Below are 21,583 nucleotides of genomic sequence, written 5' to 3'. Positions count from 1 at the left end.
AAACTCTTCAGTTTAAAATCAATAGTACATATAGTGTACCAATCTTGGCTCATCAATTACTGACAAAAATTTGCTCAAATAAACTTCGAGTAATTTCTACCATCAATCAATGAAAATAATTTCGATCAATCAACTAGTAAAAATCCACACAAGTTGTTCTTCATAATCTCTTAATGATCTTCTTGTTGGTTCGTCACCAGCAAGCTAGGTCGGCTATATTACTCTTTATTTCTAAAGAGTCAACCGGTAATTCAAATTATTTTTAAACTTTTTTCTAAAACCCAACTTAATCAATTCAACCAAGTCATTGTTTTATCAGAAGTTTTAATCTTCATCACCGCCGATGGATGTGCATTCTACAGCATTTCACACCCAACGCAACACCCTTTTCCATTTATTTTTAGTTTTTCATTACGTTCGTTTATTTATTCTACTAAATTGAGTTTTTTTACTATTTTTTGAGCATAAAAGGGACAATATTTCCATATTTGTCCGTTAATTTATCTTTTTCATTCTTTTCTTGCCATTTTAAAGCTCGACAATCGACATATTCACAGTAACCACCTTCCCCACACTCGATTTCGTCGTTGATTTTGATTCGATAGTTAAAGCTTCCTGCATAGCCCGCCCCTAGTCCAAATTTAAAATCTCCACGACTCTGCGCTTGTACATGTATTTTCATTTTGTCATTTTGGTAAATCCATTCAAATTCACGTGGCAAATACATTTTTTGCAAATTTGGGGTTTTAACCACAGGATAAACGCGCATGACTTTAAAGAACACGCCTTGATCCGCCATGAACACTTGCTGCTGATTTAAATCTCTTAGATATAAACGCGAACTCAAAATATTGTTATAACGGTCTCGCGTTTGCATAAAGATAATTTGACGTTGTCGACTAAGGTTAATCACCTGATGGGTATAAAACGCTAAAGGTAAATATAGGAACTTGCGTATTTGTGCATAAGACAAAACCGCCAACTGATTTACATCATACATCTGGCCCTGAAATTTGATTTGCCCTTCACATTGGCACATCACCGACCAATATTCAGCAAGACCTAATCTCAACTTAATTAAACACGAAGAAATATCGGTAGTTTGCACGGACAAATCTAAACTGAGTTCAGTATCTTCTCGATGGATTTGAAATACCGCTCCATTCCAACCAATCTGCTCTTTATCTCTAAATTTAAAGACGGTATCACTCAGACTACAGTCGTCTTTGATGGAATATGATTGTAATTGACCAACCATATGACCGCTCACACTGGTCATTACTGTGGCTGTATTGAGTTCGTCTTGTTGAATGGACGCAGGATTTTGAAAAGCAGGAATCTGAGGCTGCCCGAGCCAACTCATAAAGTTAAGATAATGTAATGGCGCAGGAAGATTCGGTAGACAAAGTCCATAATGGACTGAAGGATATGGCGTATTCGGCGCATGTAGATTTATTTTTTTATGTTGTAAATCTGGAGCTTGATTCAATCGCCTTGATTGATCCAAGAAATCTTGAAATATCTGCATATCAAGCTCCTTTTCATTTTTATTTCATGTTTTAACTCATGCTTCAGCCTTTTTTGCCATTAAGGTTGTGACAAATCCAGACAATGCATAAATTACTGAAATAATTAAAATACCCATTGGAATATTATACGTTACAGCAGCTAAAATGAAGACTATGATTGGCAACACCGCAAATGGAACACGGCGACGATCCACAGTTTTAAATGAATAGTATTTTACATTTGAGATCATCAATAGACCCACTGCAATAATCACTACCGCATTAAAAATCTGAATACCTGTTTCGCGTAAGTCGAAGACCGCAGGGATATCCATACCTACCCATACCAATGAAATAATCATAACGGCTGCGAGTGGACTTGCAACACCAATAAAGTAACGTTTATCGACAACCCCAATTTGTACGTTAAAACGTGCCAAACGGAAGGCTGCACATGCGGTGTAAACAAAACATGCTGCCAGGCCAATACGGCCTAAGTCATTTAGACTCCAGCTATACATTAAAATGGCAGGTGCAACACCAAATGCTAGCAAGTCCGACAACGAGTCAAACTGTTCACCAAAAGGACTTTGTGCGCCGATAGCACGTGCGACACGCCCATCCAAACCATCAAATAATGCTGCAAGGAAAATGGCATAAATGGCTTGTTGAAACTCACCATTCATACTGGCAACAATAGAATAAAAGCCGGATAACAACGCTGCAGTTGTAATCAAGTTTGGCCACAGATAGATCCCACGACGTTTCACTTTATGCCCTTCATGGGTATGCTCCTCTTCTTCAACTTCAAATGTAATGCCATCAAATGCATTTTCATCCTTTGAAGAAATTTCCCGCTCAGGTTTATTTGTATTTGTCATTGTTCGATCCTAACTGTGACCTTTCTTTTTCAAGTTTAAAATTATTCGCCAACTAACCAACGTACGGCTGCATGACCACCATTTTCATTCATACGAAGATGTGGGAACAACCATTGTAATGCTTCATCCGCATCCTGAGAGAATTTCCAAGGTGGGTTAATCACCAATAAACCACAACCATTTAGACCGACTGGAGTGTCATCTGGCCATACACAAATTTCGCAAACCAACTGACGACGAATGCCGGTTTTGTACATTTTCTTTTCAAAACGTTCAATCATCGCGCGGTCTTTAATTGGATACCATACCGCAAAAACGCCTGTCGGCCATTTTTTATAAGCAGCCACCAACAATTCTACAAGCTGTGGAAAATCTTTACGTTCTAATTCGTAAGGCGGGTCAATCATGACTAAACCACGTTTTTCTTTTGGTGGAATTACGCCCAATAAACCTTCGTAAGCATCACGTTCATGCAAGCCTGCACGTTTATCAAAAATATTGTGGCGCAATTGCTGAAATACATCGCGCTGCATTTCAAAAATCGTTGCCTTATCAGTTTCACGCATGCCTTCAAGTGCAAACCATGGAGAACCTGGATAAGCGCCTTTACCAAAGTTTTCACGCATTTTTTCAACAACTTTTAAATATTGTTGAATACCTTCAGGCGCATTTCGTTTAATCGAATCATCGAGCTTAACTAAACGATGAATACCATTTAAAAACTCACCTGATTTCTGTGCTTCAGAGGTCGAAAGATCATATTTACCTGCACCACCATGTGTATCTACATAGCGATAAGGTTTATCTTTTGCATTCAGTCGACTTAATAACTGAAGCAGCAAAACGTGCTTCATCACGTCGGCAAAGTTGCCTGCATGGAAATGGTGACGGTAATTCATGTTTCTTTAATTCCTGATATCAACGGACATTTTAGCATGAAAAATAGTTTCATTCCGATGCTATTCTTGCTCTAGAATACGTCACCTTTTTTCCTCTACTTTTTGGATCGCATATGGAAACAGCCTTTCTCCCAAAGTCTTGGCCGGTTGATCAAATCCTCGATGATTTAGATCAACACGGGTTTAGCATTATTGATGACGCTTATCCTGCTGAATATATACATGCACTTGTTGAAGAATGTATGTCAAATTTAAATAAATTTAGGGATGCAGCCGTACAAAATGGGGTCATCAGTAAAATTAGAAGTGATCATATTTTATGGATTAACGACACCTTAGATGTCGCACAAGAACACGTTCAAGCGTTAGAACATTTATCAGAACAATTTAATCGCGCATTTTTTTCTGGCATTCACGAAGTCGAAGCACATTTTGCCTGTTATAACGCAGGTGAATTTTATGCTCTGCATAAAGATAATCCTCAAGGCAAAAATGGACGTGTCATTTCAGCGGTTTATTATTTACATGAACATTGGCAAGCCGACTGGGGCGGTGAATTGCGCTTACAAGATAAGAATGATGTTTGGCATATTTTAGAACCTAAACCGAATCGCATTGCTTTATTCCAAAGTGACCTGTTGCACGAAGTGCTCGAAGCCAAACATCAACGTTTATCGATTACGGCTTGGCTACGTAATGACAACACGGTGTGGTAATTCGAGATTCATCCTTTAAATCCCTTAAATTATCCTCATATATGAATCATTCATAGATGAGGATGTACCCGATGCGTCAAAACAGTCAACAAATCATTCAGCGTATTGGCGAAACTGATCAATTATTTCTACAAGGCAACAGCCCTGAACTTGCCCTTGAGCGTGCTGACTTACGTCTGCAATTGGTTGGCTTAAGCAAGAACCATCAAGAACAAGTGTATTTTCTGCAAGAAGCCATTGTTCTGCTTGAACAAAGCCGGATTGAATTTGAAGAAATGCCGATAGAGCTATACATCAATCTGTCTGTGCATTTAGCCAAAGCTTATATGGTATTTTTTGAAATCACCCAAGAGCAGCGCTATGCCCTGATTACCCAGCAGATTATGAAACCGATGTCCAAAGCTGAGCATGGCGACATCTACTTCTACTTGGCCTATGCCTCTGCGGTAAAACAGGAACCTGCGTTAACCCGCCACTGGTTAAATAAATACTGCAAATCTCAAGAATTCAAACTCACAACTTTACTTGAGCATCCTGCATTTAATCCTTATCGCCAAGAAGATTGGTTTGCAGAATTACGCCAAAGCAAACTGCACTAAATAAAAAAACACCTCCGAAGAGGTGTTTTTTTATTTGTGGAGAAATGAAATCTATGCCGGCTGCAGCTTATATGCATCCATATGTAACTGTTGATTCAGCTCATCAATCCAAATAGCCCAATCATCATCTTGTACTAAATGACTGATTAGAAAATCACGCTGCGCTTTATTCCAAAACGGCGCATCATGTAAATTTTCACTTGCGGCAAGCTGATGCGTACGTACGTATAACTCGATCGCAGCTGGACTGCTGGCTAACCCCAATTGAGAAAACAATAAAGCTAAGGATGGTTTATTTTGATTGAGCATCTCGCCCTCCTTATCAACTAATCTGTCATTTATTATTTAATTAACTTATATGATGAAGCTAAAAAAACCTAGCGATAAAACTAGGTTTGTTGTTTCAAATTGTATTTAGATTTTGCATGATCCTGAAAGCTTATGTTCTGTATGCAATTGTTCATTTAAAATATCGACCACCATGGCCCAGTCATCATCTTTTTTCCAATGACTAATAATAAAGTCACGCTGTGACTTTGTCCAAAATGGCACTTCATGCAATGGAACATCCATGGTGATTTGATGCGTTTCGATAAATTGATCGATGCCTTCCGGACTTGCATCCAACCCCAATTGTTCAAAAAATAGTTCCAACGTCGGTTGTTGATCAAACATTGCCGTTCTCCTCAAGCCAAAAACATTTCTTCCATCTTCATAGTTATCTGTTTAATTGACTTTGTCAGTTGCAACTACATCTCAACGTGTTATTTTTTGTTCAAAACTTAAGCGTGGTATTTTTCGCAGGCCATAAAAAAGCACCCCAAATGGAGTGCTTTTTTTATAATTTAATTTAAAAAATTAAATTATTTAACCATGTCAGCAACTGCTGCACGTTCTTCTTCAAGCTCGTTTAGAGTGACGTTGATACGTTCACGGCTGAATTCGTCGATTTCAAGACCTTGAACGATTTTGTATTCGCCGTTTTCAGTTGTTACAGGGAAACCGAACATTACGCCTTCAGGGATACCATAAGAACCGTCAGAAGGAATACCCATAGTTACCCATTTGCCGTTTGTGCCAAGAGCCCAATCGCGCATATGGTCGATTGCAGCGTTTGCAGCAGAAGCAGCAGAAGAAAGACCACGCGCTTCGATGATCGCAGCACCACGTTTACCAACAGTTGGAAGGAACACGTCTTTGTTCCAAGCAGCATCGTTGATTTTGTCTTTTAAGCTTTCGCCGTTTACATTTGCAAAACGGTAGTCAGCATACATTGTTGGAGAGTGGTTACCCCAAACTGTCATGTTTTTGATGTCAGAAACTGCAACACCCGCTTTTTGAGCAAGTTGAGTTAACGCACGGTTGTGGTCAAGACGTAACATTGCTGTGAAGTTTTTCGCTGGAAGATCTGGAGCAGATTTCATTGCGATGTAAGCGTTAGTGTTTGCAGGGTTACCTACAACAAGAACTTTAACGTCACGGCTAGCAACTTCGTTAAGCGCTTGGCCTTGACCGATGAAGATTTCACCGTTTACTTTAAGAAGGTCAGCACGTTCCATACCAGGACCACGTGGACGTGAACCTACAAGAAGAGCGTAGTCAGCATCTTTGAATGCAACTTTAGGATCATCAGTACCGATCATACCTTCTAAAAGAGGGAATGCGCAGTCATCAAGTTCCATCATTACGCCTTTAAGCGCTTGTTGAGCTTTCTCAACTGGAATTTCTAATAATTGAAGGATAACTGGTTGGTCTTTACCCAACATTTCACCGCTTGCGATACGGAATAATAAGCTATAACCGATTTGACCAGCTGCGCCAGTAACGGCAACACGAACTGCTTGCTTCATGTAATTATCTCCAATTGAGGAAGGTCATAATGATTAAATAGCTGTTCTATCTAATCTTAATAATCATAAACGGCAAAGATTGTACTCCAATCTTTTGACGCTTGCATGTAAAAGAGAATGCTTTTCAACAAAAGTATGATAGGAAATATAAATAAAATGCCGAAAAAAGCTTAGAAAGAACCTTTAATTATGAAAGTTGCAGGACAATTTCCGACGATAGTCGTAGGGCAACTTTTGTACTGACCATTGTTTTTATAGCAGATTTTAATCTCAGTCAGTAGGCTACCACCACGGGTTTGCATACAGTTAAATTCAATACTTTGTGATACCAATCCGCTGTTCATACGCAACATTTTATTACGCAAGACATTGGCTTGAATGGACTGGGTTTCTTGGCTAGTCAATTCATCTGGAATTTTTAGCTTATCTGCATGATTAATAATGGTTCTGAAATACTGGCTGGCATTCATTGGGACACAGCCGCCGGTATTGTGCCAAAGCGCCACGCGAGCATTTTCATCAGGCATAATCCGTGCAACCACTTTGGCTTGCAGCGGAGAAAGTTTAGCGGAACTATTGGTGGTGCAATCACGGGTAGAAGTTTCTGGATATAGACCCGTGATATTGAGTGAATACCCTTCCAGACATTTACGCTTTTTACTTTTTAATGGGTCATAAGCGCAAACAGCAGGCACCATTTGCACATCCATCACATAACCATTGACCACGGGTGCTGCCGAAAGCACAGACATACTAAAGCCTGCACCACTGCCGATGAGCAGTGATGTCAGTATTCGATAAGCAGGTCTAATGTCCATGTTCGGCATTCATTATTTACCCATATTGCACCTAAAAGCAGGCGCATCTTGCTTTAAGGTTTATTGCGCATTCCGTAATGGAATCATTTGCATTCGTTTTTCAATCGATTGCGGCCCTTGACCTAATAAAAGGCCGTAATGGGTTGCATTGGTCATCACATGTTTTACATAGTCTCGCGTTTCCGTTAATGGAATCGATTCGGTATATTGATCCGCTGCAATCGCTTGATATTCAGGCTGCCAGCGTCGAGCACGATTTGGACCCGCATTGTAGCCTGCAGTCGCTAATACTGGACTATTACTCAATTGACGTTGAATCATCGATAAATAGAAAGTGCCATAACGGATATTGGTATTCATATCCGTTAATGCAGCAGGGTTATAACTCTCCCCCATCTGACGAGCCACCAATTTTGCGGTGTCTGGCATAATTTGCATTAAACCACCGGCACCGACATGTGAACGTGCGCTAGTGACAAACCGACTTTCTTGACGCATCAAACCATAAGCCCATGCAGGGTCAATGCCGGCATTACGACTATGACTCACCACATAATTTTGATGCGGCATAGCATAACGTAAAGCATAATTATGCTGTTTGGTGGTTCGATCTGCCGCATAAATCGCCCGATCATACCACCCCATATCGGTTGCACGTTTAGCTGCGGCAAGAATCATGCCATCATCATGCTTTAAATAGGCTTGACGCACTGCCCAGTTCCATTCACGGTTAATATAGCTGTCAGATGCATTAATATTGCGCAATGCAAAGGCACGACGGAAGTGAATATCCTGACTGAGACGCTGCGCATCTTGTGACGAAGGCTGCACATTTGACGGAATATTGTTATAAGACTGACCAATTTTGTCACGTGCTAACAAATTATGGTAATCATCGCCAACGGCAAGCTTGCGATAAATTTCTTTTGCCGCACGTTTAGATGAGGCATCTCCACGTTGTTCAGATGCTCGTGCTAACCAATATTGCCAACGGTCTTCCTGCTTTTGCGAAACGCTCATCGCATCAATTGCACGAATGACACTTTCCCATGCGCCAAAACGAATGGCTTGTCGCGCATAAATCTCGGCTTCTTCTGCACTAAAAGGCAGTCCATAACTCAAATCAAGATAATTTAGAACTTCACGGTTGAAATTATTTTTCATTACCGTTGTACCACCGATATACCCGACACTACGGTATAGGGCTTTTTGCACATCGGCTGGTGTGCCTTCTGCTGCACGTTTCACCGAAGAAATCGCGCCATTTAAGTCGCTATCTGCCAAGCGACCCATCGCATAGATCAGGTATGCATGATCTTCAGCTGTGGCTTTGGGTGCAGACCATAAATAATTCAGTGGATTGGCTTGAATGGTGTTGAGTTGTGACAAATTAATATTTACGCCAATGGTTTGCGCAGTCGCAATCGCTTGTCCTGACTGACCCGCTCTTAACTGTCCCCACATCCGTTGATGGCGGTCATCTTGAGTCATTAAAGGACTCGACAGCATCATACGGCCCAAGCCCGTACACGAGTCAGGTTGTGAGTTTGTGGTCAACCATACATCTTTAAATTCTGCGTAGACCAGAGGGTCGCCCGACTTTGCGCGGACTTGAGCCATGGCACATGTTTCAGCACGGTCAGCATTAGTCACATATTGCAAGACAGGCTGTGCTGTAGCGAAATCAGCTTGTTTGACTTTTTCTTCAACATAATCTGCGGCTAATTTTTCTGCCATTGCCGAATTTGGATAGCGCTGTGCAAAATTAATAATGGCACTTGCTGGCTGTGAAGCCAAATTGTTATTCAGTAACCAATATTCTGGATAATAGCCCAAAACGTCATTTTGCATGGATGATTGGTATTGTTGTAATAAACTAATATTGCCTGCATTCGCAGCACGTAAAGCATCGTTAAACTGCTCATCTGCGGCTTGGGCAAACGCAGAAATTCCGGAGAGCCCGACACTCAAAGCAAGTAATTTAGCGTAATTTTTCTGTTTAAAATTATGTTTTAACATCCACTTGCCTTCTTTCATGTCATTCTGCTCAGTTACAGCACATCGAACTTTGTTTAGGAATTAGTTTAATAATTCTAAACTCTGCATTGTGTTCTGTTATGTAACCTTATGATTAGCCAATATTAATTTTCAAACATTTTTGCTTCATAAATCAATATGGCAGAGTTGTAATTTTAGGCTGTAAGTTTCTAGTAAATTACTGCTAAAATATTGCTCATTCTTAAAATCCCCTTTTTGACCTCCGCAGCTGCACAATTCAATTGATTGAATTGTCTGTCAGCCACGTATGGTTATTGATTTTCATAAAATTCCTTTAGGAGCCTACATGACGGTTCAAACCTTCATCCCGAATAGTGCCCAAGCTGCCCCAGATAACACTGTTACCCAGCCACAGCACACCCCAGCTCAAGATGGAGCAGTGAAAAAACTGTACATCGAAACGCAAGGGTGTCAGATGAATGAGTATGACAGTCAACGTATGGGCGACCTTTTAGGTGATTCTCACGGCTATGTGCTGACAAGCGATCCAAAAGAAGCGGATATTCTCCTGATGAATACCTGCTCTATCCGTGAAAAAGCACAAGAAAAAGTATTTTCTGAGTTAGGCCGCTGGCGCAAGCTGAAAGAAAAAAATCCTGACTTGGTGATTGGTGTTGGTGGCTGTGTTGCTTCTCAGGAAGGTGACAACATTCAAAAACGCGCACCGTATGTAGATATGGTGTTTGGTCCACAAACCTTACACCGTTTACCGCAAATGCTTGATCAACATACTGAGCAAGTGGTCAAACCAAAAAAAGAAAAAATTCAGTTGGTGGATATTTCATTCCCTGACATTGAAAAATTCGACTTTTTGCCGGAACCGCGTGTAGAAGGTTTTAAAGCCTTTGTCTCGATTATGGAAGGCTGCTCAAAATACTGTTCTTTCTGTGTGGTTCCTTACACACGTGGAGAAGAAGTATCACGTCCACTGGATGATGTATTGGCTGAAATTGCCACTTTAGCTGAAAAAGGCGTACGTGAAATTTCATTACTCGGCCAAAACGTGAATGGCTACCGTGGTGAAACCTTCGAAGGTAATATTTGCACCTTTGCAGAGTTACTGCGTTTAGTGGCCGAAATTCCGGGCATTGGACGTATTCGTTACACCACATCGCACCCGCTTGAATTTAACGATGACTTGATTCAATGCTACCGTGACTTACCGCAAATGGTTTCTCACTTGCATCTACCGGTTCAAAGTGGTTCGAATGACGTTCTACAAGCCATGAAACGTAACCACACGATTGATGTATATATCGATAAAATTGCTAAATTACGTCAAGTTCGCCCTGATATGCATTTATCTAGCGACTTTATTATTGGCTTTCCGGGTGAGACTGACGAAAACTTCGAAGAAACTTATCAATTTATCCAAGATATGGACTTCGATCATTCATACAGTTTCATCTACTCAAAACGTCCGGGTACTCCTGCCTCAGAACTTGAAGACACAACCCCTGAAGATGTGAAAAAAGAACGTCTTGCAAAAGTTCAACAATGGATTAAACAATCCAGTATCGATAAAACTGATGCAATGCTTGGGACCATTCAACGTGTCTTGATTGAGTCTGTTTCAGACAAAGATCCGAATTTGCTGATTGGTACTGCAGACAATACACGTTTGGTTAGCTTTATCGGTGATCCTGCATGGGTTGGGCGTTTTGCAGAGATTGAAGTGACCGATATTAAAACTTTGAAGTTTGTTTACGGTGAACTCTTGAATCTTGAGCCTGACGTGGCGTAATGTAAGCTTAATCGTCAGACCAATTTAAAGGAATTCTCTTGACTGCAGCGATTCGACGTACTGTAACTTTTGCTGGTATTCCACTTGACCGTTTACAAAGCATGCTCGGTGCCTATAACGGTCATCTCAAACAAATTGAACAACGTTTAGATGTCAAAATTTCTCATCGTGCAGATGCTTTTTTTGTCGATGGGGAAATCGATGCGGTAGAGAGAGCCGAAAGTCTCCTTCACCGTCTTTATGAAGAGTCCGAAACCAATCCACAGATTAGTGCGGACATTTTACACATGATGATTCAAGGCAGTCAGACTGACCGCGAAATTCAGGAAGACTTTTCTGAAAATGAGCACACCGGTTTAGATAATGTTTATCTACAAACCCGTAAAGGTCGGATCAACCCACGTGGTGCCAATCAAAAGCGCTACGTGCAACGTATTTTACAAAGTGATATTTCTTTCGGTATTGGCCCAGCGGGTACAGGTAAAACCTATCTCGCGGTCGCCGCTGCTGTAGATATGCTAGAACGCAACGAAATTCAACGCATTTTATTGGTTCGCCCTGCGGTTGAAGCAGGTGAAAAATTGGGTTTTTTACCCGGTGATTTGAGCCAAAAAATTGACCCTTACTTACGTCCGCTATACGACGCTTTGTATGAAATGCTCGGTTTTGAAAAAGTCGCAAAACTGATTGAACGTCAAGTGATTGAAGTTGCACCACTGGCCTACATGCGTGGTCGTACCTTAAATCATTCTTTTGTGATTTTAGATGAAGCACAGAACACTACCCCTGAACAAATGAAAATGTTCCTCACCCGTTTAGGTTTTGGTTCTCGTGCAGTAATCACGGGCGACATTACACAGGTCGATTTACCTCGTGGTCAACAATCTGGTTTGGCACATGCCTTACGTGTGATTGAAAAAATCAAAGAAATTCATATTACTCGCTTCCACTCTCGTGACGTGGTACGTCATCAATTGGTTCAAAAAATTGTTGAAGCCTATGAGGGATGGGACAGCGAACAACATCGCCTCACGGCTGAACAACGTGCAGAACGTAAAGCACGTCAGGAAGCCTTGGTGGCGGACAATGATGCTAAAGCTGATGGGCAGCATCAAGACGAAAACATTTAAGGATTCATTTTGAAACTTAATCTCTCCTTGCAGCAAAATTTTCAGTCACCTGAATTGGTGGTGAAACGTGCGCATATCAAAAAAGTCGTGGAAACGGCTTTACGTCATATCGATACACAAAGTGATTGTGAGATCGGTATTGCATGTGTGGACAATGACGAAAGCCACAAATTGAACTTGGAATATCGTGGTAAAGACAAACCGACTAATGTGTTGTCTTTTCCGAGCGATCTCCCCGATGAAATGGCAGCAGTTTTAGACTCATTTCCGATTGGCGACTTGGTGATTTGTATTCCTGTAGTTCTTCGAGAAGCACAAGAACAAAGCAAAGCACCCCTGACCCACTTTACGCATATGCTGGTACACGGTACCTTGCACCTCATGGGCTATGACCATGAAACCTCTGATGAAGATGCTGAAGAAATGGAAGCGTTGGAAATCGAGATTTTAGCCAAATTAGGGTTTGATAACCCTTATCTGGAAAGAGATTAAGAACCAAAAAAGCGAGCTCCGGCTCGCTTTTTTTATCGTCATAAAAAACAAGGAAGGAAAAATATGCAATATGTCGTGATTTTTAAAGCACGCATTCGTACGCTTGATGAGCTGTATTTTTCGACTGCACAGCAGCTTAGAGACAAAGCCTTGACACACTTTAACTGTCAACATTTTGAAGCGCTGACAGAGGGTGAGCATGAAATCGCCCTTTCCTACTGGAATACCTTAGAAGACATTCGAGCTTGGCAACAAGATGCACAACATCTGGTCGCGCAACAATTGGGGAAAAACCAATGGTATGCGAGTTTTAGCGTCGAAATCTGCGAAGTTTTGCGACGCTATCACAACTGATTAACGCACCTCAAACTCTGCTTCTGCAGGATCAAAGCGCCAAGTACGCACAATACGAAGTTCTGAGATTTCTTTCATTTTGGCATCAAACAAACCAAAAGGTGCCGCCTTACGCACAGAGGTTTTTGCAGCTTCATCCAATAAACTTGAACCTGAACTTTCGATCAAACGAATGGCACGAATCCCGCCATTACTGTTCAAAATAACCATTAAACGTACTTCACCGCGTAGCTGTTGCTGTTTTGCCGCTTCAGGATAATAACGGTTGCCATAAAACTCGACTTTTTCGCGGAATTTTTCCATATAGGCCGCAGAAACATCTTGCTTGGCTTGAATACCATCAATGGTTTTAATTTTTTGCTGACGGCTAAAGTTTTGCTGACGTTGTAAATATTGGGCTTCGATACTCGCCACCATCGCAGCCTTGGCCTGAAACTGACTATTCAACTCCTCAACGGCTTTTTTGCGACTGTTTTCTTCAGCTTGTTTTTGCCAACTCAAGGCTGTCATCAACACTTTGTCTTCAAAGCTCAGCTCTTTCTTTTGTTGCAGTTGTTCTAAAGCTTCGCTTTTTTGCTCCCCGGCTTTTTGTTCGATCATCGGTGCAGGCATGTCACTCGACATACGATGTGACTCACGGAATGTCCCTGAGCCCTGCTGATCGGCTTGTGCTAAAAAGTCTGCATGTTCAATTTTTTCCGTCGTAGAACGTAAAGAAACTGCAATTTCTTTGGTGTTATAATCCGCCTCTTGGGGCATGGAAAATTGCATGGTTAAAAAAGCCAAATGCAACACAGCAGCAAACGCCAATGCAGTTGCAAATATGGGATCTTTCCACCACTCTTTCATCAAGGGCATGAACGTTATTTTTTTCAGCATCACATTAAACCGACTATTTGCCGCATTCCCCAAACTGCTTAAAACAGTATAAAATAAAACTCGTATTCATTTTTTGATGAAAACGAGAAATCCATCAACACATAGATAATGCACAATTAAAATCATGAAAATGGTGCAATTTATTTTGCTAAACTGCAAGATCAAAACCTTGTGTTTTTATAGAAATCGACAAGATAAACATCGTCAAAAAACATAATTTGTCAGGATGCACTTCTTATGCAAACGCTAGTTTCCAATATCGCTAAACGTATACGCCAAGTGTACCAAAAAGCTGAAGGATTTATTGAAGATGAGCGTGAATTCCCAATGTCTCAAGTGTTTTTAAATGCGACATTTCAGCGCTTTGTGACCGATAATGTGAAAATGCTCAAAGACTTGCATGCTGACCTGCATGATGACTGGCTTCGACTGTATGCCACATTGGATTATAACGGGCTGATCATAACACTCTCTGTTGATTTAAAACTGGTACAGATGGAACTCAACAAACAAACCCAATTGATCGTATTTGAACAAATTAGTGATACACAAGTGATTGAAGCAAAGTATCCAAATGTTCTGTATAAGATGGGCGTGCGCATGGCGTTATGGTTCTATCAAAAAGTACTCAACCAAGATCCATTGGGTATGATTTTGGAAAAGCTCAATGTGATCAAAGTTAAAGATGATTTACTGTATTTAGACCTGAATCGCTGGCTCGGTAAAAGTCGATCGATTATCGACACACTGGGCAAAGTCCATGTCAACCATGCTGTTTTACGTGAGGCCGAATTGGTGGTGATTGGTAATGTTAATTTAACCGCATTGTTCACCAAAATGTCGCAAGAGCGGATGGAAGACTGGGATGATTCAAATTTAAAAGACGATGAAGTCACGCCTATAAAGCAAAAGGAAAGCTAGACTTATCCTGTACTTAGGCATCTTGAACCTATAAAACGCTACACAATATATACATTAGGCACGGATTTGCGACGAGATTCTCCACAATCCAGCCGCATAATAAATATATCAGGTGGTTTAGCCCACCACACTTCTATTGAATAGGAAAACCATACTTATGGCACATTCAGTTTTGAAAAATTTAGGTCTTGTTGCTGGGGTATCGACTACACTGCTTTTGACTGGTTTCTCAAGTCAGTCATTTGCCATGAGTCCATTCCAAGCAAGCTACCAGTTTAATTACAACGGCAAAAACTTGGGTTCTGCAACACGTACCCTAAAACAATCTGGGAATAACTGGACGTATGTTTTTGCAGCAAAAGCTGGTGCGATGGCCTCTGCAACTGAAACCAGTCGTTTTAGTTTAAATGACAGCCAAATTCACTCGAACAGCTTTAGCCGCAGCAGCAAAATTTTGGTGCACAACAACACCATGAACATCAATTTCAATGCTGGCGCAAAAACCATTAATACCAAAAAAGATGATAAAGCGCGTTCATTTGCGTGGAAATCAGGTGTGTTAGATGAACTCAATGCTGAATTGCAAATTCGTGAAGATTTAAAAAATGGTGGTTTGAAATCGAATTACTACATTGCCGATGCCAAAGAGGTTGAAGCTCGTAAGTTCGTGAAACAAGGCACTGAAAAAGTGAAAACCACTTATGGAACTTTTGACACCGTTAAAGTCGTGATGCGTCATGACAAACCAGGCCGTCAAACGACTTTCTGGTTAGCACCAAAACTAGATTACCTACCTGTCAAAGTTTCCCACCAAGACAATAAAACCTCTTACGGTTTATTGTTAACGGGCTATAAAGGTGCAACAAATTAATTGATTTGATCAATTTCGCTTGCATTTTTCACGGTGCTTTTTAAAATACGCTTTTGCTTTAAAAAGCACCTGCCCCTCGAGGATTCTCCCGTGCACGCTCTGGAACAGAAAATCTTAGCTGAAGGTATCGTTCTCTCTGAAGAAGTTCTGAAAGTCGATTCTTTCTTGAACCACCAAATTGACCCTGTAATGATGCAGCAAATTGGTCAAGAATTTGCCCGTCTATTTAAAGATGCTGGCATTACCAAAATCATCACCATTGAAGCTTCAGGTATTGCACCTGCAGTTATGGCGGGTCTTGAACTTGGTGTTCCTGTGATTTTTGCACGTAAATATCAATCTTTGACCTTAAAAGATGATTTGTATCGCTCAAAAGTGTTTTCTTTTACAAAACAAACTGAAAGCACGATCGCGATTTCTAAAAAGCACATCAATGCTGAAGATAAAGTTTTAGTGATTGATGACTTCTTGGCCAATGGTCAAGCGGCTTTAGGTCTTGCAGATCTTATTCATCAAGCAAGTGCTGAAGTATTGGGTATCGGTATCGTGATTGAAAAATCATTCCAACCTGGTCGTGATATTTTGCTTGAAAAAGGCTATCGCGTTGAATCATTGGCACGTGTGAAATCGCTGGCGAATGGTACAGTTGAATTTGTTCGTGACTAGTTTGCGTTCAAAAGAAAAAAGAACACATCAGGTGTTCTTTTTTTTTCTAAAAATTTGCCATTAAGATGACATAAAGCGCACTTTTTAACGCCTTAGTTACAAGCAGACAAAACATCGGTGTGCAAAACTCGATAAAATTCAGGAAAATCGTCACATTTGATCGAATGGGTCAACTACTCATCTGTCAAATTACATTATGCTGCACCATAAATTCGGCCACTTTATTTTTTAAGGCTATGGAAAGTTATGAATACAGAAGATCAAAACATGGAACCGACAATTAAATGTCCAAAATGTGGATCAACCCATATTGAAAAGCGTAACCATGAACAAAACTTACAAAAAATTGGTGGGGTCTTACTCAGTGGTGCAGGAACTGCTGCAGGGACTGTCGGTGGTGCGGCATCTGGCGCATCTATTGGTGCTGCGATTGGTGGCGTGACTGCTGGCCCACTTGGCGTGATTATGGGCGGAACCATTGGGACTTTTGTCGGGGCGATTAGCGTTGGCATCACAGGCGGCTTTTTAGGCCATCGCTTTGGTAAAAAAGCAGGTGTGATTGTAGATCAAAATATATTTTTAGATTACCAATGCAAGGCCTGCAAACAACGCTTTGAAGTTGAATCTCAACCTGAAGATGCAGCAAAAACTGAAGATCAAGACTAATTTTGATTGCTGCTAAATTAAATAAGAGCGTTTCTACGCTCTTTTTTAATAGGTTATTGTTTTTCTAATATGTATTTCTAGTCTATTGAAATGCTATTCGAAACCATGGCGAATCAATTATTTTGAAACATCAGTTAAAGATTTTGAGTCCACTTTAACTTGATCTTGTTTCGCTAAAAATTCTTTTTCTTCGGCTTTTTCTTTTGCGGGAAATCCATACTGTATAAACTGGCATTGCCGTACACAAGGAAGATGCAGCCAATACGGAACACAGGAAAGTCATTAGAAAATTAACAATAGACATCACACACCCTAAAGAAGAAATTTAAATACAAATCATATAATCAAAAAATAAAAATAACGCCCAAAGAGAGAGCAATATTCGACTCGAAACCATCACTGAGCAGGCTGTATTTAAAAACTTTCAATATATTGTTGATATCATTTATTTTTAATATTTCAGGAATAGTTCGACAGATTTATTTTTATATTTTGGTCGGTATACAACGTCATAAATAAAAAGACGTCACACGTAAATAAAGCAAGAAAAGTGCAATATTTAAGCCTTTTCTTGCCCGCTCGCTACAAAGTTAGCGCAACTTCCTAGAGCAAGTAAGTATCAAATCAACTTTTTGACGACTTCGCCTAGGCGTTTACCCAGCTCTTCACACAAATTACGCTCATCTTGACTCAATGACTGATCATGGCGCGGACCACTGACATGGCTTGCACCATAAGGTGTACCACCCGTTTTGGTATTCGATAATGCAGGATGGGCATTACTTAAACCCATAACCATCATTCCGTGATGAAACAAAGGTGGCAGCATGGTCAGCAAAGTACTTTCCTGTCCCCCATGCATTGAACCTGAACTGGTAAACACACAGGCAGGTTTGCCATGTAATGCGCCATTGAGCCAAAGCGCTGTGGTTTGATCCCAGAAATATTTCATTTCCGACGCCATATTGCCAAAACGTGTCGGTGAACCAAGGGCTAAACCTGAACAATGCGCTAAGTCATCTAAGCTACAGTAAATATCGCCTTCGGCAGGAATACTGGGCTGTACGTCAGTCACCACGGTGGATAAATTTGGAACGGTACGTATTTTTACCGCCATCCCAGAAGCTTCAATTCCATTGGCAATCAAATGTGCCATCTCACGTGTTGAACCATATTTGCTGTAATACAGCACCAGTACATAAGCTTGCGTCATTTTTATAAATTCAATGAAAAAAGAAAACTATACGGTATTTTTCCTATTTTTTGGTTAAGCTAAGTGATGAAAATTGCATAAACATGACTAAAATAACTCGAGACTTGAAAGCATGATCGAAGCATTTTTAAAAAAACTTCCCTTTTACGACAAGAAATGGTTTCAGTTTGTTTTATTTGTCATTCGACGTTTTGAAGCCGATCGCTGCCGTGAACAAGCAGGATCATTAACCTATACTACCTTGTTTGCAGTGGTACCCATGTTGACCGTATTCTTGGTCATCATCTCCTCAATTAAAGCTTTAGAACCTGCTCGTCAACAGCTTCAACAATTGATTTATAGTAATTTCCTACCAAAAACGACAATTGCTTTTGATAAAGCACTGAATGCCTTCACCGATAAATCCAGTAACTTGACCGTGATAGGTGTGCTGTTTTTATTCATTACCACAGTTATGATGCTGACCAGCATTGAGACAGTATTTAACCGAATTTGGCGGGTGCGTGAGACACGTGGCGGCATTATTGGCTTTATGCGCTATTGGACTATTATCTCATTAGGCCCAATCTTACTGGGTAGCGCATTTGTTGTGTCATCCACCTTGGCCTCTATGAATGTCCTCAGCAATAATTTTGCCGGCTATGAACTGGATGGAGCTTTTCTACTGTGGATCTTGTCTTTTTCATTGACCATTTTAGGTTTTTTCATTCTGTATTGGACGATTCCCAACCGCAGTGTGCCGATTAAGGCGGCGCTGATCGCGGGTGTCTTTAGTGCGGTGGTCTTTGAACTGCTCAAAAACCTCTTTGGCTTTGTCATGTCAAATTTCACCAGTTATCAAATCGTTTATGGTGCATTTGCTGCGGTGCCAATTTTCCTGCTTTGGATATTCCTTTCATGGAATATCGTGCTGATTGGGGTAGAAATTAGTTATGCACTGACAGCTTTCAATTCGGGCAACGACCAAAAACGTCATCCTGTTATTATGTTGATGGATTTGCTTGAATTATTTTATAAAAAGCAAAAACTCGGTCAGAGCGTGACAGAAAAAGAAGCGCTTGAGGTCTTAGGGCGTGATGAAATCGGCCGCCTGCCAAGCTATATTTTATTGTTTGAAGAGCAACACCTGATTAAACGTACAGATGATGATCATTATGTTTTAGTTCGTAATTTAACCCAAGTGGACTTTTGGAGTTTTTACAGTAAGCTGCCCTATCCGCTCCCTAAACGGCAAGATTTAGGTCGCGTCGATCCAGATGATGTTTGGATGGAAAAAATTGGGCCGCAACTGGTCGAATCGGATGATTATCTCGCGGCCAAACTCTCGATACCACTTGCAACTATTTTTGAAGAAAAATAACCGTAAATAAAAAAGGAGAGCCGTAGCTCTCCTTTTTTATTTATACATAATCTTAGATCGCTGTGCACTGACGTCCCATCAATTTAGCTAACCATCGATGCAAGGTTACCGTCATCACTCCGACCATTACTAAGGCCGTCCCCAAGATAAAATTCAGTTCAATCGTTTCGTTTAAGATCAATACGCCAAAGACCAGTCCAAAGATTGGGGTAAGGAATGAAAAAACGCCCAGACCATTGGCCAGATATTTACTTAACAGCCAAAACCAAAGCATCAGGCTAAAAAATGAAATAATGAGCACATGAAAAATCATACTGCTGATGGACAACACCGTCCAATGCACGGTCATTTGTCCTGTCAGCCACGCCACGGGTAATAAAAACACGCAACCACCAACCAACTGATAAAACAAGGTCTGAGTCGGAGGTGCATCAGAGAGTTTGGTGAGTCTTAATGAAATGGTGGTCAAGGCCCACATCACCCCAGCAAGTAATGCCATCGCATCACCCAACAGGGCTTGAGTGTTGACTGTAGTACTACTTTCACGTCCCATAAACGACAGTACTATTCCTGAAAAGGCAATAAAAATACCGACCCATTGGATCGCTGTAAGCTTTTCTTCAGGCAACTTCCAATGTAAACCTAGTGCCACGAATATCGGTGCGGTATAGAGCAAGACAACGGTATGTGATGCAGAGGTATAGCGCAGGGATTCTGCCACTAAAATAAATTCGGCTGAAAATAAAAACGCCAACCAGATACCCGGCAGCAAGTATTCTCGAGTATATAAATGTGTCCCCGGCTTAAGACGAATCAGTGGAAAGACCAACAGCGCAGCCAAACCCGATCGGATGGCAATTTGCATGATCGGCGCAATATCAACCGCGGCCAATTTCAAAATGACCTGTTGAATCCCTAAAATCATGCACAAAATAATCATCAAACCAGAAGCTTTTGCATCTAGCGCCTTACGCTGTTCCACACTATTTACTCGACAATACGATAAGCAACACTATAGAACTGTCAGAAATAAAATATATACTTCAAAATAGACAAGTGATCTTCTTATTCAGGCAAAATTTCTCATGCGTCATAAAGCTCGTGCAGATCATACGCAGTTGCAACAACTTCCCACCAACGATGAAATTCAAGCAGCACTGTGGATCAGTTTTCGTGACGATCCTGCACTGTCTGTTTATCCCGTTCATGGACATGCTTGGGGCGAGTTTGTCTATGCCTTTAATGGCGTAATGGAAGTGAACATCAACCAGATAGACTATATTACCCCACCACCTTATGGCATTTGGCTTCCCCCACACTTAGAACATAGTGGTTTAAATCGTACTGCAGTTTCACATGGCACCTTATATGTACATGAATCTCTATGCACCCACTTGCCGAAACAACCGGGGATTTTACTCAGCTCACCTTTAGTTACAGCGATATTCAGCCATTTGCGTCTGTTGCATCAACAAGCCGACCTCATGGAAAATACGGCCGAATATCAACGCTTACTCCATGTGATCTTAGATCAACTGCATCAAGCCAAACTGGTCAGTAGTTATTTACCGCATTCGGATCACCCTGCCCTCAAACAGCTGCTTGATTATTTACATCAACATCCTGCAGATCAGAGCGCGCTTGAGCAATTGGCACAGCGGATAAATATGACGGAACGTACTCTTGCGCGTTATTGTCAAAAAGAACTTGGGATGTCGCTGCATGAATGGCGACAACGTCTTAAAGTCATGAAAGCCATGTCGATGCTCAACGCAGGCCAAACCGTCGAAAATATTGCCTTAGAACTTGGTTATGCCAATGCCTCGGCGTTTAAGTTGTCATTAAAAAGTAAACATGTATTCTTTTCCGAATTGGTTTGATACTTTCTCCACCCATTGCTCTATTTTATCAGCTGTCATGACTTGAAAATCTCGCCAATAATATTTCATCTGCTTCCA

23 protein-coding genes and 1 pseudogene are annotated in these 21,583 nt (G+C 40.9%); 12 read left to right on the top strand and 12 right to left on the bottom strand.

Annotated elements, in window-relative coordinates:
- Positions 1–451: 451 nt before the first annotated feature.
- Genes FTU65_RS14785 through FTU65_RS14775 form a run of 3 tightly spaced genes read right to left on the bottom strand, consistent with a single transcriptional unit; the run spans position 452 to position 3,288 of the window.
- Positions 452–1,528, bottom strand: a complete 1,077-nt coding sequence (locus FTU65_RS14785; RefSeq protein ID WP_180003490.1) for a DUF6670 family protein — start codon at positions 1,526–1,528, stop codon at positions 452–454.
- Between the two features lie 36 nt (positions 1,529–1,564).
- Positions 1,565–2,389 carry a CDP-diacylglycerol--serine O-phosphatidyltransferase gene (gene pssA, locus FTU65_RS14780; RefSeq protein ID WP_180003489.1) on the bottom strand — a complete coding sequence of 275 codons (825 nt, stop codon included), beginning with the start codon at positions 2,387–2,389 and terminating at the stop codon, positions 1,565–1,567.
- Positions 2,390–2,430: 41 nt separating this feature from the next.
- Positions 2,431–3,288, bottom strand: a complete 858-nt coding sequence (locus FTU65_RS14775) for a 23S rRNA (adenine(2030)-N(6))-methyltransferase RlmJ (protein WP_180066987.1) — start codon at positions 3,286–3,288, stop codon at positions 2,431–2,433.
- A gap of 113 nt (positions 3,289–3,401) precedes the next feature.
- Between FTU65_RS14775 and FTU65_RS14770 the strand changes: the two genes are divergently transcribed.
- Together FTU65_RS14770 and FTU65_RS14765 are read left to right on the top strand one after the other, a co-directional pair.
- Positions 3,402–4,004, top strand: coding sequence for a 2OG-Fe(II) oxygenase (locus FTU65_RS14770; RefSeq protein ID WP_168379140.1), 603 nt, complete (start codon positions 3,402–3,404; stop codon positions 4,002–4,004).
- 71 nt (positions 4,005–4,075) lie between these two features.
- Positions 4,076–4,603 carry a hypothetical protein gene (locus FTU65_RS14765; protein ID WP_180008394.1) on the top strand — a complete coding sequence of 176 codons (528 nt, stop codon included), beginning with the start codon at positions 4,076–4,078 and terminating at the stop codon, positions 4,601–4,603.
- Between the two features lie 51 nt (positions 4,604–4,654).
- On the opposite strand, the gene FTU65_RS14760 is transcribed toward FTU65_RS14765, so the two are convergent.
- The 5 genes from FTU65_RS14760 to FTU65_RS14740 all read right to left on the bottom strand — a co-directional run bounded on the left by FTU65_RS14760 (position 4,655) and on the right by FTU65_RS14740 (position 9,308).
- Positions 4,655–4,912: a DUF2789 family protein gene (locus tag FTU65_RS14760; RefSeq protein WP_078189234.1), complete on the bottom strand. Its 258-nt coding sequence runs from the start codon at positions 4,910–4,912 to the stop codon at positions 4,655–4,657.
- A 105-nt stretch (positions 4,913–5,017) separates the two neighbouring features.
- The gene (locus tag FTU65_RS14755; RefSeq protein WP_180066985.1) at positions 5,018–5,278 is read right to left on the bottom strand and encodes a DUF2789 family protein; all 261 of its coding nucleotides are present in this window, start codon (positions 5,276–5,278) and stop codon (positions 5,018–5,020) included.
- Between the two features lie 188 nt (positions 5,279–5,466).
- Positions 5,467–6,453, bottom strand: a complete 987-nt coding sequence (locus tag FTU65_RS14750; RefSeq protein ID WP_180010548.1) for a malate dehydrogenase — start codon at positions 6,451–6,453, stop codon at positions 5,467–5,469.
- Between the two features lie 170 nt (positions 6,454–6,623).
- Entirely contained in the window at positions 6,624–7,205 is a 582-nt protein-coding gene (locus tag FTU65_RS14745) for a ribonuclease I (protein ID WP_171262588.1), read from the bottom strand.
- Positions 7,206–7,331: 126 nt separating this feature from the next.
- The gene (locus FTU65_RS14740; RefSeq protein ID WP_180010546.1) at positions 7,332–9,308 is read right to left on the bottom strand and encodes a lytic transglycosylase domain-containing protein; all 1,977 of its coding nucleotides are present in this window, start codon (positions 9,306–9,308) and stop codon (positions 7,332–7,334) included.
- 307 nt (positions 9,309–9,615) lie between these two features.
- Between FTU65_RS14740 and miaB the strand changes: the two genes are divergently transcribed.
- The 4 genes from miaB (at position 9,616) to FTU65_RS14720 (ending at position 13,049) form a co-directional block, all read left to right on the top strand.
- Positions 9,616–11,073 (top strand): tRNA (N6-isopentenyl adenosine(37)-C2)-methylthiotransferase MiaB, encoded by a 1,458-nt coding sequence (gene miaB, locus FTU65_RS14735; protein ID WP_180010545.1) that lies wholly within the window; start codon positions 9,616–9,618, stop codon positions 11,071–11,073.
- A gap of 38 nt (positions 11,074–11,111) precedes the next feature.
- A complete protein-coding gene (locus FTU65_RS14730) occupies positions 11,112–12,203 on the top strand; it encodes a PhoH family protein (protein WP_111885944.1) in 1,092 nt (363 codons plus the stop codon).
- A gap of 9 nt (positions 12,204–12,212) precedes the next feature.
- Entirely contained in the window at positions 12,213–12,695 is a 483-nt protein-coding gene (gene ybeY, locus FTU65_RS14725; RefSeq protein ID WP_078192431.1) for an rRNA maturation RNase YbeY, read from the top strand.
- A 63-nt stretch (positions 12,696–12,758) separates the two neighbouring features.
- Entirely contained in the window at positions 12,759–13,049 is a 291-nt protein-coding gene (locus FTU65_RS14720; protein ID WP_078189242.1) for an antibiotic biosynthesis monooxygenase, read from the top strand.
- Here FTU65_RS14720 and FTU65_RS14715 read toward each other — a convergent pair whose 3' ends face one another.
- On the bottom strand, positions 13,050–13,907 hold the full coding sequence (locus tag FTU65_RS14715) for an energy transducer TonB (protein WP_218949732.1): 858 nt from the start codon (positions 13,905–13,907) through the stop codon (positions 13,050–13,052).
- 258 nt (positions 13,908–14,165) lie between these two features.
- On the opposite strand from FTU65_RS14715, the gene FTU65_RS14710 reads away from it, so the two are divergent.
- The 4 genes from FTU65_RS14710 (at position 14,166) to FTU65_RS14695 (ending at position 17,052) form a co-directional block, all read left to right on the top strand.
- Complete coding sequence (locus FTU65_RS14710; protein WP_111885941.1) at positions 14,166–14,849, top strand: hypothetical protein; 684 nt, start codon at positions 14,166–14,168, stop codon at positions 14,847–14,849.
- A 157-nt stretch (positions 14,850–15,006) separates the two neighbouring features.
- Positions 15,007–15,720, top strand: coding sequence for a DUF3108 domain-containing protein (locus FTU65_RS14705; RefSeq protein WP_180065991.1), 714 nt, complete (start codon positions 15,007–15,009; stop codon positions 15,718–15,720).
- A 90-nt stretch (positions 15,721–15,810) separates the two neighbouring features.
- Complete coding sequence (locus FTU65_RS14700) at positions 15,811–16,386, top strand: xanthine phosphoribosyltransferase (protein WP_078189246.1); 576 nt, start codon at positions 15,811–15,813, stop codon at positions 16,384–16,386.
- Between the two features lie 267 nt (positions 16,387–16,653).
- On the top strand, positions 16,654–17,052 hold the full coding sequence (locus FTU65_RS14695; protein ID WP_180010554.1) for a hypothetical protein: 399 nt from the start codon (positions 16,654–16,656) through the stop codon (positions 17,050–17,052).
- A gap of 619 nt (positions 17,053–17,671) precedes the next feature.
- Here FTU65_RS14695 and wrbA read toward each other — a convergent pair.
- Entirely contained in the window at positions 17,672–18,265 is a 594-nt protein-coding gene (gene wrbA / locus FTU65_RS14690) for an NAD(P)H:quinone oxidoreductase (RefSeq protein WP_180010538.1), read from the bottom strand.
- A gap of 112 nt (positions 18,266–18,377) precedes the next feature.
- Here wrbA and FTU65_RS14685 point away from each other — a divergent pair, with 112 nt between their 5' ends.
- A complete protein-coding gene (locus tag FTU65_RS14685; RefSeq protein ID WP_078192438.1) occupies positions 18,378–19,625 on the top strand; it encodes a YihY family inner membrane protein in 1,248 nt (415 codons plus the stop codon).
- A 52-nt stretch (positions 19,626–19,677) separates the two neighbouring features.
- Here the strand turns inward: FTU65_RS14685 and FTU65_RS14680 are convergent, their stop codons facing one another.
- A complete protein-coding gene (locus FTU65_RS14680) occupies positions 19,678–20,607 on the bottom strand; it encodes a DMT family transporter (RefSeq protein WP_249680097.1) in 930 nt (309 codons plus the stop codon).
- A 103-nt stretch (positions 20,608–20,710) separates the two neighbouring features.
- Here FTU65_RS14680 and FTU65_RS14675 point away from each other — a divergent pair, with 103 nt between their 5' ends.
- A complete protein-coding gene (locus FTU65_RS14675; protein WP_180065993.1) occupies positions 20,711–21,505 on the top strand; it encodes a helix-turn-helix domain-containing protein in 795 nt (264 codons plus the stop codon).
- On the opposite strand, the pseudogene FTU65_RS14670 reads toward FTU65_RS14675, so the two are convergent.
- A pseudogene (locus FTU65_RS14670) lies at positions 21,467–21,583 on the bottom strand (transposase); the annotation flags it as partial. The gene FTU65_RS14675 and the pseudogene FTU65_RS14670 overlap by 39 nt on opposite strands.

It is taken from the genome of Acinetobacter sp. YH12129 (assembly GCF_013418685.1).
GTDB lineage: Bacteria > Pseudomonadota > Gammaproteobacteria > Pseudomonadales > Moraxellaceae > Acinetobacter > Acinetobacter amyesii.
The sequence above is the reverse complement of the archived record's forward strand: the minus strand, read 5'-3'. Positions and strand labels throughout refer to the sequence as shown.